The sequence below is a fragment of the Deltaproteobacteria bacterium genome, assembly GCA_016874755.1.
Lineage (GTDB): Bacteria > Desulfobacterota > Binatia > UBA9968 > UBA9968 > DP-20.
In genome coordinates, this window is record VGTH01000077.1 from 1 (window position 1) to 13,801 (window position 13,801).

General features: G+C 58.2%; 12 protein-coding genes. 8 read left to right on the forward strand and 4 right to left on the reverse strand.

The window, feature by feature from the left end; translation table 11 throughout:
* Positions 1–178 precede the first annotated feature (178 nt).
* Positions 179–391, forward strand: coding sequence for a hypothetical protein (locus FJ145_25850; GenBank protein ID MBM4264835.1), 213 nt, complete (start codon positions 179–181; stop codon positions 389–391).
* A 122-nt stretch (positions 392–513) separates the two neighbouring features.
* On the opposite strand, the gene FJ145_25855 is transcribed toward FJ145_25850, so the two are convergent.
* On the reverse strand, positions 514–1,794 hold the full coding sequence (locus tag FJ145_25855; protein MBM4264836.1) for a serine/threonine protein kinase: 1,281 nt from the start codon (positions 1,792–1,794) through the stop codon (positions 514–516).
* A gap of 181 nt (positions 1,795–1,975) precedes the next feature.
* On the opposite strand from FJ145_25855, the gene FJ145_25860 reads away from it, so the two are divergent.
* A complete protein-coding gene (locus FJ145_25860) occupies positions 1,976–2,926 on the forward strand; it encodes an ABC transporter substrate-binding protein (protein ID MBM4264837.1) in 951 nt (316 codons plus the stop codon).
* Here FJ145_25860 and FJ145_25865 read toward each other — a convergent pair.
* Both FJ145_25865 and FJ145_25870 read right to left on the reverse strand, forming a co-directional pair.
* A complete protein-coding gene (locus tag FJ145_25865) occupies positions 2,923–4,845 on the reverse strand; it encodes a GAF domain-containing protein (protein MBM4264838.1) in 1,923 nt (640 codons plus the stop codon). The two genes, FJ145_25860 and FJ145_25865, sit on opposite strands and share 4 nt — an antisense overlap.
* Before the next feature lie 388 nt (positions 4,846–5,233).
* Entirely contained in the window at positions 5,234–5,527 is a 294-nt protein-coding gene (locus FJ145_25870; protein MBM4264839.1) for a hypothetical protein, read from the reverse strand.
* Between the two features lie 231 nt (positions 5,528–5,758).
* Between FJ145_25870 and FJ145_25875 the strand changes: the two genes are divergently transcribed.
* The 6 genes from FJ145_25875 to FJ145_25900 all read left to right on the forward strand — a co-directional run bounded on the left by FJ145_25875 (position 5,759) and on the right by FJ145_25900 (position 10,819).
* A complete protein-coding gene (locus tag FJ145_25875; protein ID MBM4264840.1) occupies positions 5,759–6,397 on the forward strand; it encodes a DUF3592 domain-containing protein in 639 nt (212 codons plus the stop codon).
* A gap of 1 nt (position 6,398) precedes the next feature.
* Positions 6,399–7,331: a GTP-binding protein gene (locus FJ145_25880; protein ID MBM4264841.1), complete on the forward strand. Its 933-nt coding sequence runs from the start codon at positions 6,399–6,401 to the stop codon at positions 7,329–7,331.
* A gap of 241 nt (positions 7,332–7,572) precedes the next feature.
* The gene (locus FJ145_25885) at positions 7,573–8,103 is read left to right on the forward strand and encodes an Hsp20 family protein (GenBank protein ID MBM4264842.1); all 531 of its coding nucleotides are present in this window, start codon (positions 7,573–7,575) and stop codon (positions 8,101–8,103) included.
* Between the two features lie 20 nt (positions 8,104–8,123).
* Positions 8,124–8,522: an Hsp20/alpha crystallin family protein gene (locus FJ145_25890; protein ID MBM4264843.1), complete on the forward strand. Its 399-nt coding sequence runs from the start codon at positions 8,124–8,126 to the stop codon at positions 8,520–8,522.
* A 1,659-nt stretch (positions 8,523–10,181) separates the two neighbouring features.
* The gene (locus tag FJ145_25895; GenBank protein MBM4264844.1) at positions 10,182–10,421 is read left to right on the forward strand and encodes a type II toxin-antitoxin system Phd/YefM family antitoxin; all 240 of its coding nucleotides are present in this window, start codon (positions 10,182–10,184) and stop codon (positions 10,419–10,421) included.
* Between the two features lie 2 nt (positions 10,422–10,423).
* Positions 10,424–10,819 (forward strand): type II toxin-antitoxin system VapC family toxin, encoded by a 396-nt coding sequence (locus FJ145_25900; GenBank protein ID MBM4264845.1) that lies wholly within the window; start codon positions 10,424–10,426, stop codon positions 10,817–10,819.
* A 584-nt stretch (positions 10,820–11,403) separates the two neighbouring features.
* On the opposite strand, the gene FJ145_25905 is transcribed toward FJ145_25900, so the two are convergent.
* Positions 11,404–13,491, reverse strand: coding sequence for an amidase (locus FJ145_25905; protein MBM4264846.1), 2,088 nt, complete (start codon positions 13,489–13,491; stop codon positions 11,404–11,406).
* Positions 13,492–13,801 lie beyond the last annotated feature (310 nt).

The window sequence follows — 13,801 nt, forward strand, 5'->3', positions numbered from 1 at the left end:
GAGGGCGGCATTTCAGGCTATGTGAGCCTGAATACACAGGCCACTGACCCTAAGAGCCACACCCTCGTCGAATCTCTTCTACTTGATTCCCAGCGCTACCGCTACCTGCTAAATTCCGATGGTAGACCCTATTCGTGGTATTCGTGGGCGATTTATGGCTTTAGCAAAGGAATTGTTTATGCGGCGAATTTTGCTTGTGGCATTGATAGTCGCACTGCTCGCGGGGTGCGGCGATAAAGCGAAGGACTTATTCGAAACGGCGCAATTCGAGGAGAAACAGTTCAACAAGCCGCACGCGCTGAAACTCTACAGGCAAATCGTCGAGCAATATCCCAATTCACCCTACGCGAACCCGGCGAAAAGCCGTTTGACCGAGTTGGAAAAACCGTAGTTGAAAAGCGAGAGGGGTCCACCAGCGTCGCTCTAAAATTGCATGCACAATAAAGTATTTGCTGAAACCCTTAAAAAACTACTGGTTCTCTTCTTTCATCTCCCGCGACTTTACTGCTCGGGTCAAGGGAAGAGGCTGGTCGTCTGGTTTTGGACTTTTTCCAGTTGCAGGGCAAGCGCCTCGATCTGTTCCTCCCAGTAGCGTTCTGTGCCGAATGCGGGAAATGCCGATTTGAAAGCGCCGTCGTGCCAGCGGCGCGCAATCCACGCGGCAAAGTGCATCATGCGCAGCGCGCGCAACGGCTCGACCAGTCGCAGCGTGGTCCTGTCGAAAGGTCGCATCTCTTCGTACGCTTCAAGTAGTACTTCTCTGCGCTCTTTGCCGTAGTCATCGTCTCCTCCGGTGATCATCCAGATGTCCTGCACCGGCGGCGCGTAGAGCATGTCGTCAAAATCGATGAAGTAGGGCGCGTCGCGATCCCACAGGATATTTCCCGAGTGGCAATCGCCGTGCAGGAGCACGTACTCGACCGTTGCAAAGCGAGGGGCGATGGCCTCGCAAATTTGGCTTGCGATGGCTTGGTAGCGCGGCGCGAGCTGCTTTGGAACAAAGTTGCCGGCGAGTAGAAATTTTAAAGGCTCGCTGCCGTAGCTGTGAGGATCCAGCCGCAGGCGTGGCGCATCTTTGGTCGCCGCGCCAACGTTGTGCAGGCGCGCGAGAAAGCGCCCGAGGCGGGTGAGCTGCTCGGTGTTGGGCTCGGCCTCGAGCCGGCCCGGCCGCTTGGGGAAGATGGCGAACATCACGTCATGGATCGTAAACAAACTGTCACCCTGATCGTCGGTCAGCGGACAGACGACCGGAATTTCGCTTTCCTCGAGAGCGTTTAAGAAATTGTGTTCCGCCTGAATCGTCGCGCGCTCCCAGCGACCGGGGCGGTAAAATTTTATGACGACGTGCGGCCCTTCTTCCATCTCAATGTCGTAGACGCGGTTTTCCATTGCGTTGAGGGGGATGAAACGGCCGGTGCAGCGCCCGCCTAATCGCTCGGCCGCGTCGAAGATGACTTCCGGAAGAATCTGCAGGAAATTGTCCAACATGACTCTCATCCTAGACGAGCGCGGACGCCTTGTACACTCTTGGACGCTGCCTGGTTCGCAATGATCGCCAATGGATTTGTTCTGCAATAGGCCGCGTAGTAAAGTCGTCGAAGGTTTTGACAAAACGATCGTGTAAGGCCGGACCAAAGGAACGGATCCGATGGCGAGAGAGCAGTTTACACTGTTTGACGACAGTGTCGGCCTTTCAGAAAAAGAGCAGGGCTTGACGTTGGTCACGCGGCTCGGCGAGCGGCTCACCAAAGCGCAGGCGCTGGATGCCACTAACGCGAAGATGGAAGCGCACATTGCTGACCTTAAATCCGGCGATGGACTTGGGATACTTAAGGCGGTGATCCACGGCTATCACAAAGACGCTGCGCAACGAAAGGTGGTAGTGAATCGGGCGATCGGTGCGATTGACAGCCATAGGTGCCGGCGTTAGAAATCGAATAGAGATAAGGCCGAAACCAAGTTTGGAGAGCCATCAATGAAGAAGCTCGTATTGGAAACCACTTCACCTTTTCAGGGACTGCCTGAGCTCGTGGCCTACGACGAAGGACTGTTCGAGAAGGAAGGGTTACAGATCGAATGGGCCGACCGCGACGAAGCTGGCGTCAAGGAGGTCAACGAGCACGTCGATTCGACCAAAGGTGTCACGCCATTCGCCAGCCACGGAACTCTATTCGAGCAAGGCAAGGCCGACATGTACAACGCTTGTGAATGGGGCAACTATTGCCGCGTCGGCGCCACCTCGGCGGGTAGCCGGCAAATCGGCCGGCGCGCCATCATTACCTATGCTGCCATCGTGGTGCGGCCGCAGTCGCCGGTGCTCGTGCCGCAGCAGCTCGCCAACCGCACGGTGGGCGTGCCGTTCTTTGCGGGCACGCACTACATCGCGCTGCATTTGCTGGAAGGTTTTTTGACTCGCGATCAGATCAAGGTCGTCCGCGCCCCTAGCGGGTCGCGCAACCGCTACAACATGATGATGAAGGGTGAGATCGAAGCGACGACATTGACGGAGCCCTATCTATCACTGGCCGAAAAGAACGGTTGCCGGGCGCTCTGCGGCGCATTTTTTCATGGCACTGAAGTCGCCTCCGACAAAGTGGACGCCGAGACTTACGCGGCGTTCAACCGCGCCGTGCGCGAAGCGGTGCGGCGGATCAACGCCAACAAGAAAGCCTACATGCACTACTTCATCGACTATCACAAAGCCAAAGACCCCGAGATCGGCACACTGAAAGTCGAAGACCTGCGCGAAAGCCGTCTGCTGGTGACCGACCCGGCGCCGATTCCGGCCGACGAGCTGCAGCGCACCTACGAATGGGTCAAGAGCTGGGGCATGCTCGAAGAAACCGAGACGCCGCTGGCGCTGGTCAACTTGGATGTGCAGCAGAAGGCGCACGCGAACGCGTCAGCGCCAGGAGATATCTCTTAGCGCTCGGCGCGTAAGCCGGGGCTGCTCGACTTTGCGCTCGTGCGCGGTGGGCTCGCCGCAGGCTTGAACGGCACGGTAAAACAAAACGTCGACCCCGCTCCCGGTTGGGACTCGACCCAAATTTTGCCGCCGTGGCCTTCAACAATTTTCTTGCAGACCGATAGACCCATACCCGTGCCGGGGTACGCTTCGGTGGTATGGAGGCGCTCGAAGATGGCAAAAATCCGCTCGGTAAACTCTGGCTCGATGCCGACGCCGTTATCCTTCACTTTGAAGCACCAAAAGCCGTAGTCCTTGCCGCAGCTCACATGCACCCGCGGCACGCCGCTGGCGCAGTATTTGATCGCGTTGCGCAGTAGGTTTTCTAACAGCTGCCCGAGCTGCGCCTCGTCGGCTTCGATGACGGGGAGTTTGTCGTGGGTTACGACGGCGCCCTTTTCGCTCATGGCGGTGCGCAGCCGTTCCAGGATTTTTCGGAGCACCGCGGCGCTATCGACCGGGGCGAATGTCCTCCCATGGTTAGCCGCAACCCGGGCGTAGCCCAGCACATCGCTGATCATCGTGTGCATGCGCTTGGCGCCGTCAAGGGTGTGATGGATGCATTCCTGTGCGGTGGCGTCCAGCTTGGGGGCGTAGTTTTTCGCCAAGTGGTTGATGGAGCTGGCGACCACGCGCAAAGGCTCCTGTAAGTCGCGCGACAACGCGTGTGCCAGTTGCTCGATTTCGTAGGTGGATCGAGTGATTTCCGTGGCATGATCGGTGAGTTTCTGCCCGGCGATGTCGAGCTTGAGCCCCTGCTCGCGGTTTTGCTCCTGCAAGCGAAGGTTTTCCAGGGCGAGCGCGACGCCGCTGGCCAGTTGTTGCAGGAGCTCCAATTCGCCGGACAAATTTCCGGTGGAGCGGGACAGCAGGCGCAAGACACCGACAGTTTTATTGTTCCGGCTAATGAGCGGCACACCCAAGTAGCCTTTGACGCCGCGCCGGCCGAGCTGCACGGGGGCAGCCGTGTCGGCGGTCGTTCCGATATCTTGGATGAGCAGCGGTTGGCGGTTTTTGAAAATCCATTCGCTGTCCTGCGCCGTTTTCTTGCCGATAGGCATCCCCTCGGCGTCCGCGCCGGTGAGGGCTTTGAGTTGTTCTTTGTCCCAAACTTCGATTTCGACGATGTCGACATTCAACAGATCACGAGCTTTGTCCTGCAGTTTTTTGGTTAAGGCACCGAAGTCGAGCTGCATAGCATCGCCGGCGAGCTCGCCGACGAGTTTCTCGACTTTTTCGCGGCGCGCGCGCTCCTGGTGGGCGCGGCGGATGATCGATCTCAGGAAGAAAGCAAGGCCGAAGGCGAGGAGGCCGCTCAGGGCCAGGGCCAAAACGGTATAGCGTATCTGGCGTTGCACTGGGGCGAGGATAGCCTGGCTGTCTAGGAAAATTTCAACGGCGCCGCTTATCGCAGTGCCGGCGCCGGCGCGAATGGGCACGTAGACGTCGAGAAAGTCGCTTGGCCCAGCCTGCGCGAACATTTGTGTATCGTGCTCACGCCGCTCGAACGATGGCTGCCCCTCCTTCAGGACTCGCGCCAGGTCGCTGCGCTCGGGAAAACGTTTACCGATGAGCGGCTGGTGGTCTGAGAATAGGACACGCTGATCGCGGCTCCAAACCGCGATGCGTGCAACTTCCGGCGCGCTCAGCTCCTGCGCAAAGGCGCGCAGCTGGCGCTGCGCTGGTGCCGCCGTGGGCGTTCTGAAGTCTTCCGGCCGCAACATCCGCGCAGCGCTTTTCGCGACTGCGCTGTGATGGCGGCCAAACGCCTCTTCGAGGCGGGCTGTTTCGATGAAGTGCTTAGCGCTGCAAGCCGCGGCGAAAATCGCAGCGACTAACCCGAGCGCAACTGTGAACACGCTTTTGTGGAATAGGCTCAAACTTGTTCTGTCCTTCGAGTAACTTATGGCGTAAATCGACTAGAATCGGCGCGAGATTACTCGGCGCGCCGGACGAAGACTGGATTAACAAAAAACCTGCCAGGGATTCGATCTAGGATTCCCCGCAGTTTGGGGTGGGCTTAGCTAGCTGGGGTTTCCAGGGGGGAGTAATACCCCGCGGGCGAAATGCAGCGTTTGTTGGCGAGAGCGACTGGAACGTGAAAGCTCGCAAAAAAGATAAGACGTTCCCTAGAATCTAAAACCATGATTCGATGGGGCTGCCTTCGTCTTTGATTAGTCAGTAAGGAAGCTATGGCAAGGATCGGGCCGGCTATTGCAAGCGTGCGATAGCCGGCCGGCCGTTGTAGCTGGCCCCTGCGCGGAGGTCTCAGTTGCTGTCCGATCGTTGGTCCGGGTTTCCGGTCGGGCGACAGTGTTTGCGCCAGACGTCGGCCAAGTCCGACCCGGAGTTGAGATCGAGCTTTTGACCCGTGCGGGAGATCGCACAATCCGCTGTCATATCGGCCGGATTGTACAGCGTAAACTGCTGGAACCAATAACTGCCCTCGATCGGTTGCTCCTTGATGTCACGGATGAACGGCACATATGTGCTGCTGGCGCAGCCGCTCAGGAGCACCGCCGCAATGAACGTCGAAAGCTTTGGACGAATTAGGTTCTTCATAAGAGCCTCCTGAGAGATTCCTACCACCTTCCAATTTATTTGCCACTGCTACATAAGAAGGATTTTGGCGGACCCCGTCTCACTCGATTAGGGGAAGACGCATCGGTCCCAAATGGGGGTGTGCGCCTCGGCGGTTCTCTTTGTGCGCCGCTGTTGATGGGCTGCTGAAAATACCATGCAGCGCAAAAATGCCAAGCAACGTGGAAAAGCCCTCGGAAGTGCCGATTCGCCATGCCCCAGGTTTGCGCAAAGCTGTGCGCGGACTGCCAATCGATGGAGCAACATGATAGTCAACATTCGATGAAATTCCTCGGCATAGTCATTCTCCTTGTGATGGCGCTGTTGGCGTCCGAACAAAGCGCCACCGGCAGCAATTTCAACAATCGCCCGACGTCCCATGCCCAACGCAGCAACTCCTGGCCGCGCGCAGAGGGGGAATGGATGAGGCGCGTCGAAGTCGATGAGACCGCGCAGGCGGCACGCACCACGCCGCTGCCGCCGGAGGCGCGGCCCGGCGTCGAACTCGTTTACCGCTATCGCGTTAACGACAAGGTTCACTATAACAACACTCGGGGGTTCGGTCCGGCCAATGAAACGGCCGAGGCAATCTTTGAGCGCTTCCCGCGCGAGCAGGTCTGGCCGGTTTATTATGACCCCGTGAACCCCGACGTATCGGTGCTTGCGCCGGGTATCCGGCCGAGCATCTGGATTGTTCCGGCAATTGGCGTGGTGTTCTTCGGCATTGGCGCGCTGGCATTTGTGCCCGTGAAGCGTCGCGCCGCAAGCGCACCGGCGCAGCGACTCGAACGATCAACCGCAAGCGTGCAGCGGGCACCCGCGCGCCCCGAACGGAGAAAACGCCGCAAGTAATATGGCGTCAGATGGCGGCTGTCGGTCTGAGCTTGAATCCTCCGCCACCATCATCCAATCTGCCTGTGTGATTCCAACGTTGATCGTCTCCGGTTTTCTCGGCTCCGGCAAAACTTCGCTGGTGCGTTGGCTCCTGAGCCAGGCGCAGTCCGCCGGCAAGCGCGTCGCCGTGGTCTCCAATGAATACAATTCACTAGGCATTGACCAGGCTTTGCTCGGCGCCGACGGCCAGACGCTGGTCGAGCTCGACGGCGGCTGCGTTTGCTGCCAGCTTTCCAATGAGCTGGTCGCCACGTTGGAGATGCTGCATGAAAAGGTCCAGCCCGATCAGATCATTATCGAGACCTCGGGCGTGGCGCTTCCCGGCGACGTGCAGGTGCATCTTTGGCGCGAGCCGGTGAAGTCATGGAGCGGCGGCGACGTTGCCGTCGTTATCGTCAATGCCGAGCAAGTGCTGGAGGGACGCGATCTCGACGGCGCGTTCGAGTTCCAACTCACCTCGGCCGATCTTTTGGTGCTGAACAAGCTCGACCTCGTGCCCGACGGAGCGCTGCCGGCCATCGAAGCACGGCTGCGCCAGATCGAGCCGGACGCGCCGATGGTTCGCTGCCTGCACGGCCGAGTCGATCCCGCCGTGCTGTTTCCGCCCGATGCCGATCAGCTGCGACAGCGCCGAGCCACTAGGAGTGAGCCGCCAGCACACCTGCATGAGCGCTTCGCTTCAGAAGTAATCAACCTCGAAGAAGGCATTGACGAAGCCGTGCTAACAGCGCGCTTCCGTGCGATGAACGCTTTGCGCGCAAAAGGTTTCGTGCAAACCGCCAACGGGGCGCGTTTGCTGCAAGCGGTTGGCCCCCGAGTGCAGTTAGAGGCCGTCGCTGCGGCGTCGCCGGAGCTGCTTGGCAAAGTAGTCGTCATCCGACGCGTGCAGTAGGCGCCGTGCGTCGCCCCACGAAAGAGGGTTTCCCTAAACCGCGCCAGTCTGCCCTGTTTTGTCACGTCCGTGGCAGATTTTCCCCCCAGCTAACCCGAGCAGAGGCGCCGATCGCGCAGTCCGCTGCGTAGCATACTTGACTTTGCAGCTTACGAATCTAGGATGACCGCCGACTGCCGGCGGCTGCCCCGCCGTGGGTGTGGGTGGCGCTATCGCAACTTGGGAGTGCACCTGTGATTAAATGGTCTTTGACGACTTTCGGAGCGGTCCTTCTATCGCTGTGCGCCCCTGGAATTTCCGGCGCCGGCACGATCTACGGCGAAGTGAAATTTATCGACGTGCCTCCAAAACTAGCGCCGGTGGTCGTGAGCAAAGATCAAGATTATTGCGGCGAGTTTTTGCCCAACGAAACCTATGCGATCGATGGCGCGGGAGGGCTGAAAAACGTCGTCGTGTTCTTAGACGCGGCGCTGCCGATTGTTCCCGCCAACCCGCAGAAGCTCAACGTCATCGACAACACCGGCTGCCGCTACGCGCCGAGGATTTTCGCCATGCAAAAAGGCGAGCGGCTGCAGATCAGGAACAAAGACCCCAAGCTGCATATACCGCACGCAATGAGCGGGCGAGCGGGAAGTTTGTCCGCACGATCGATCTGCCCGTAGAGGTCGATGAAGCCAATATACAGGCTGAATACAAGAACGGCTTGTTGGTCATCACCTTGCCTAAGGCCGAAGAAGCGAAACCCAAACAGATCAGCGTTAAAGTCGTTTGACGCAAAAGGAGGGATCGAACATGGCTGAGAGAACCGTTGCAACGAGCGCCCAGGAAAAGAATGTGGCCGGTCGAGAAGACACGCGCAGCCAAGAGCAGTACATCACGCCGCCAGTGGATATTTTTGAGAACGGCGAGGGCCTGGTCGTTAAAGCTGACTTGCCCGGGGTGTCAAAAGAAGGTTTAGACGTGCGCGTGGAAAACAATTTACTAACGATTCGCGGCAAGGCTTCTCATGTCGCCCCCGGCGATCCGGTCTATCGCGAATACGGGCTGGTGAACTTCTTTCGCCAGTTCGAGCTGAACGACCGGGTCAATCAGGCGAAAATTTCCGCCGAGTTGAAGAACGGCGTGCTAACGCTCAACCTGCCTAAAGCGGAAGAGGCCAAGCCGCGCAGGATTGAGATCAAGGCAGCCTAACCGGCGCTCGCGTACGAGCGAAGCGCAGGGGCTTTGCCTTCCCGCTTTCGCTTCTGCGAAATCCAAGCAAAGCTCTAACACAACGGTGGCCGAGCTCCGGGCCGGTGGAGTCAAAATACTTGGCTCCTCCGGCGAGCTGGCACTTGGCCCTGGTGCTAGTCGGAAGTTTGGCTTTTTCTGATCTCGTGCGAGTTTCGGCCTGGACCGGCTGTCTCTATTGCCTCTTAGCAGGGGCTTTTCTTACCAGGTCGGCGGCAATTTCACGCAAGGCGGTGACAATTTCGCGATTGTCGGTCTCGAGCGGCGGCCCTGCGCCTTGAAACGGCCGACGGCCGCGGAAAATTCTTGGTTTTCTTGTGGTTTTTTTGGGGTCAGACTGAGCATCTGCCGAATTATGTTTGTACTTTGAGCAGATGGTGCAGAAATTTTCGCGCTGAGTATTCGTTCGGAGCGGACTTGCGCGATGGCGCGCGGCGAGTGCTCAAGCTCATAGTGCAGGCCAACGCGCGTCGCGATAAGATCGATCTATTGCATGACATTCGCGAAGAAACCGAAGCGCTAAAAGTGGCGTTGCGGCAGCGCAGGGCATCGATTTTGTCGGCTGGAAAACCTGGTGGAACTAACGTCTGCGACGGCGGACGCTTAGCACCTTGAGAACGAACGTTGAAAAGTTTGCGCGGGCGAGGGTGCGACGCGCATTTGGCGGGCTGGCGCAGCGCATCGATATAAGACGCTTGGACGCGAACGGCAGTGGCCGAACATTTTATGCGCTGCTGGCGTCTTACGCGGGGCATCTACAACATGGCGCAGCGCTCAAAGCTTGGGAGGCTGTGTGGACGAAGCATATCTATAGGAAATTCGAACCACCTTTTTTCTGCCGGATACATATCGCTGGACCGGTGAGCGTGTCAATCCTCGGAGCGGTTAGTGAAATTTACGCTTTTGCCGGGGTCGGCTCTGGCGCCGCAGCGGTCGGAGTCGCGCGAAATGTTCCTTTTCGCGCGACTTGCTCGTACTCAGAGTGAGCCCGTCCGTCGGCTCGCATTGGCAACCGGTTTTCGACTCGTCGGGTCGTTTGGAATAGATTGAATCGCCGCGCCGGGGGAGCGCGGCGGGGCACGGGTCGGTAGGCCCAGATGACTGAGGATCTTGTCGATCACCGGCGGATCTTCGATGGCAGCGATGATCTTCAAGCTGCCGCCGCAGTTGGGGCAGCGCTCGATGTTAAGGTCGAAGACCCGTTTGAGCAGAACGCTTGGTCGAAATCGCCAGGTTTAAAATCGGAGCTACAATAGCCCGGACTGTTCTCTCTAACTAAGGGCGGCGGCATGCGAAGCTAGTTTGCATGCAAGCAGAATCGGCTGCAATATCTGTCAGGTCGCTGTTGCTTGTCAATTGTGGTGCCTATCATGCCTGCATTAATTTTGCGGGTCTTCTCGTTATCGAGCGGATGAATTGTGGCAAAACTTATCTGGGTTCCCCCTCTTTTCAAATGGGGGCTCTCGTTCGTTCAAGAGGCAAATATCAAATAAAGCAAGCCTAGAAACCCGGCTAACGTCTATGTGCGCAAACGACCCGATATCTGTCAGCCCGGACCCCTCCAAACGAATTCCGTGGTAGTTGACGTTTACTATCGAACTAAACTAAGCTTAGTCTATTATGGAACAAATCAATATCCATCAGGCCAAGACACAGCTTTCAAAATTGGTCGATCTTGCAGCCGGCGGCCGCGAGATCATTATTGCCAAGGCTGGCAAACCCCTAGCGCGCCTGGTGCCTTACGCGCGCCCGCGTGAAGCTCGCCGGCCAGGACTGCTCAAGGGCAAGATCCGCGTCAAGAAAAATTTTGACGCCCCCCTCAGCGATGAGTTGCTGGATGCGTTTGAAGGGAAATCTTGACGGTGCGGCTGCTCTTGGACACACATGTACTTGTCTGGTGGCTGGCCGATGACAGCAAACTCAAAAAGACAGCGCGAGACCTCATCGCCGATCCTCGGAATGAAGTTTTCGCCAGTGCGGTGGTGGTCTGGGAAGTTGCCATCAAATCGGCCTTGGGACGCATAGCTGTCGCCGTTGATGAATTCGAGGCCGCGATCCATGACAACGGGTTTGAAGCCTTGCCGGTAAGTTTGCAGCATGCCGCGCGCGTCGCTCACCTGCCCAAGATCCATCGCGATCCGTTTGACCGCATGCTCGTCGCCCAGGCGAGCATTGAAGAACTCCGTTTAGTCTCCCACGACCGAGTCTTCGAACGCTACGGTCTAGCAACCGAAGGGCTCCCGCCGATCTTTGTCTGATGCAAGACTTAGAAAGAGCACGCTGTCGGCGGCGGTTGGAAAAAGAGAACTTTTCGTGTCGCTTCTTGAAACTAAAAGCAAACTTGGCCCTGCTAGGCATCGCCAGGAGAGTCAAGCAAGGCGAGCACAATGTCCCACGGTCCGACGTAATCAAGCGGTTTACCCGAAGCCAGTACAACTTCGAAACATCCTATCGCCTGGTAGCCCCTCGCTGGAGCTCATATGACAACTCGGCTACCAAGCCAAAACTCTTGGACCAGGGACCATGAAACGAAAAAAAGTACAAAAAGAACCACAAGAATTTTCGGCGGCCGGCGGCCGTGCTCTAAGCTGAGCCGCCAAAGTCGCTCGCAAGACCGCACGCATGCACGGCACGGCGGCGTTTTGGATCAATCACAAAGTAGTTGCGGAACAACCGTAGAGGTCGCTACAGTCAGTCAGTTCGGCGGGACAGCAAGATTCAAGACCTGACCCCAGACTCCCGCAAGAGGTTGTCAATCGCCACGACCACCCAGCGGTCCTAGTTAGCAAAGGAACTTACGCAACCAACGCCCATAGAATCACGCTTCGTCACAACATAGCGCTTATGGCTCGCCCGGCAGCGGTGGGAAACTCTTTGGCGGCCGGCGATGGCGCGTTACGTTCTCGTAGGCGGCGGCGATTTTGAGCAGCGTCGCTTCGCTGAGTTGGCGTCCCAAGAAGTCGATGGTCATTGGCAAGTCGACTGGTTTCGGGCCGTCGTAGTCGCCAACTCTAACGCTGCCGTCCGGGTTTGTGACCGCTTTGCGATCGTACACCTCGCGCATGAAACCGGCCGGCACGGCCACTGCCGGCAGGCCGCCGAATGGGCTTAGGCGCCAGGCGCGCCGGTTGCGCGTATCGAGGACGCGCTCGACGTTGCGCTGGTATTCCACTCCATCGATCATGACGGTTACGGTTTCGCTTACCGATTTGATCGTCTGCGGTTCTTCGGGCGCGCCCAAGAGCGGCGCCGGTAGGGTCTTGGTCGGATAGACCAAAGCGTCGAGCTTGTGATCGGCCATCACCTTGTTCACCAGCATCTGGATCATGGTTCTCTTTGCGTGCAGGTCGGTGATATCTAAGTTGGTAATCCGTGTCCGGCGCACCAACGGTGAGTTATCGCTCTTCTTGCGCAGCCGTTCGGTGCGCGTCACCGCGTCCTGCAAGCGCACTTTGGCCGGGTTGGTCGAGCCTTCGATCGGCGGGTGATCATAGAAGGTGGATTTCTCCAACAGATCGTCAATCGTCTTGATGTTCTTATCGCCGCGCTCGCGCAAATAACTGTTGAGCGCAAACTGCAACTGTCCAGGCGCGTTGGGCTCGGCATCGACGATGATGCGCAGCGTCGCGTCCGGCGGCAGCGCCTGCGGGTTGCCATGCCAATCGACGGCTTTGTTGTTGACCGATGTCCCGGCAAGCGCATCTCTGAACGTCGAAGCGAGGATCGGCGTATAAAGCGACGGCACCAGCTCGGCGATGGCGTTCTTGAACAACTGCCCGCCCGGACCAGGATCGACGATCTCCGCGCCGGTCTTGGCCAGCTCGGCGATGGCCAGATTGGCGACGCGCACGATCTCCTCATCGGCTTTGGTGAGCGGCTGCATGAACTCGCGAACCACGCCGATGCGATAACCCTTGAGACTCTTCGGCGCCGCCGCTCGCTCGTAAGGTTCCGCCGGCTTGTGACCCACACTCGCGGCGGTAACCGGATCGCGCGGATCGTAGCCGGTGATCTGGCTCAGCACCAGCGCCGCGTCGCGCACGTTGCGACAGAGAACGCCGGGCCGGTCATCGGTCAATGACGCGGGAATGAGCCCGGCGCGGCTGACCAACGTGTTGGTGGCAACAACGCCGACAAGACCGCTGTTGAAAGCGGGATTGCGCACCGACGCACCGGTCTCTTCGCCGATGGCGCACATGACCAGATTCGCCGCGACCGCCGCACCGGGTCCGCCGCTCGAGCTGCCCGGACTGCGCGTGGTGTCATACGGATTGCACGTCGTGCCGCCGTCGGTGCTGCGCACTCCGGAAGCGTATTCGCCGAGATTGGCTTTGGCCAAAATGATCGCGCCGGCCTGGCGCAAACGGGCGATGACTTCCGCGTCGCGCGGCGGCCGATCGTTGGCATAGGGAGCGGCCGCGCCGCTGGTCGAGCGCATATCGAAGGTGTCGAACTGATCTTTGACCGCCAAAGGAATCCCGTGCAGCGGCCCGACAAACTTTCCGGTGCGGCGCAAATGATCGTCTAAACTCTGCGCCGTTTCCAAGGCGTCAGGCATCTTCGGATCGTTGTCGCTCTTATCGGTCTTCGACCGCTTGCCGCGCAAGTTGAGCGTGATGAGCGCGTTAACCTGGCCGGCATTCTCGATCGGCCGGATCGAGCCCAGCTGCAAACCCGTCGCCGGATCAACGTCACCAGTCACGCATCTCCCGTTGTAAGCTTCGATCCGTTTCAAATAGAGATTCACCAACTGTGTCGCCGTCAAACGCTTCGTTCTGAACTCCTGGTGGACCTCCGCAATCGTGGCTTCCTGCAGATGAAACCTTGCCTTTTGGGCAGCGGCGGTAGCCGCAACACCCGCTACCGCCAACAGTGTCATGGCGGCAAACGCAATTATGTCGCGACGAAGTTTATTTATATTTATATGCATATGGATATGTATAGGAAATTCAAACCACCTTTTTTTCTGCCCGGAGACATATCGCTGGACCGGTGAGCGTGTCAATCCTCGGAGCGGTTAGAACGGATAGGAAAATCTATCCGTCCCAGGCATCGCCCAAGCCGCTACCGCGCTTCGTTCAACACGCTCCGGGACATTGCCGTGATCGATCGCTGGATGGATTTGCTCCAAATCTGCTCCAGCGCAAATGAAAACGCCGGTGATAGTATGTGATCCGCAGTGATAGCAAGTAACTGATTACGTGGTTATACTGTGGTAAGGCTTGGAGCAAGAAAGCGAA

Bases quoted from the DNA above. Each gene is read 5' to 3' on its own strand.
- FJ145_25850 (MBM4264835.1), top strand. From the start codon at position 179: ATGCGGCGAATTTTGCTTGTGGCATTGATAGTCGCACTGCTCGCGGGG.
- FJ145_25855 (MBM4264836.1), bottom strand. From the start codon at position 1,794: ATGTGCGCTTCCATCTTCGCGTTAGTGGCATCCAGCGCCTGCGCTTTG.
- FJ145_25860 (MBM4264837.1), top strand. From the start codon at position 1,976: ATGAAGAAGCTCGTATTGGAAACCACTTCACCTTTTCAGGGACTGCCT.
- FJ145_25870 (MBM4264839.1), bottom strand. From the start codon at position 5,527: ATGAAGAACCTAATTCGTCCAAAGCTTTCGACGTTCATTGCGGCGGTG.
- FJ145_25875 (MBM4264840.1), top strand. From the start codon at position 5,759: ATGCCCCAGGTTTGCGCAAAGCTGTGCGCGGACTGCCAATCGATGGAG.
- FJ145_25880 (MBM4264841.1), top strand. From the start codon at position 6,399: ATGGCGTCAGATGGCGGCTGTCGGTCTGAGCTTGAATCCTCCGCCACC.
- FJ145_25885 (MBM4264842.1), top strand. From the start codon at position 7,573: ATGGTCTTTGACGACTTTCGGAGCGGTCCTTCTATCGCTGTGCGCCCC.
- FJ145_25890 (MBM4264843.1), top strand. From the start codon at position 8,124: ATGGCTGAGAGAACCGTTGCAACGAGCGCCCAGGAAAAGAATGTGGCC.
- FJ145_25895 (MBM4264844.1), top strand. From the start codon at position 10,182: ATGGAACAAATCAATATCCATCAGGCCAAGACACAGCTTTCAAAATTG.
- FJ145_25905 (MBM4264846.1), bottom strand. From the start codon at position 13,491: ATGCATATAAATATAAATAAACTTCGTCGCGACATAATTGCGTTTGCC.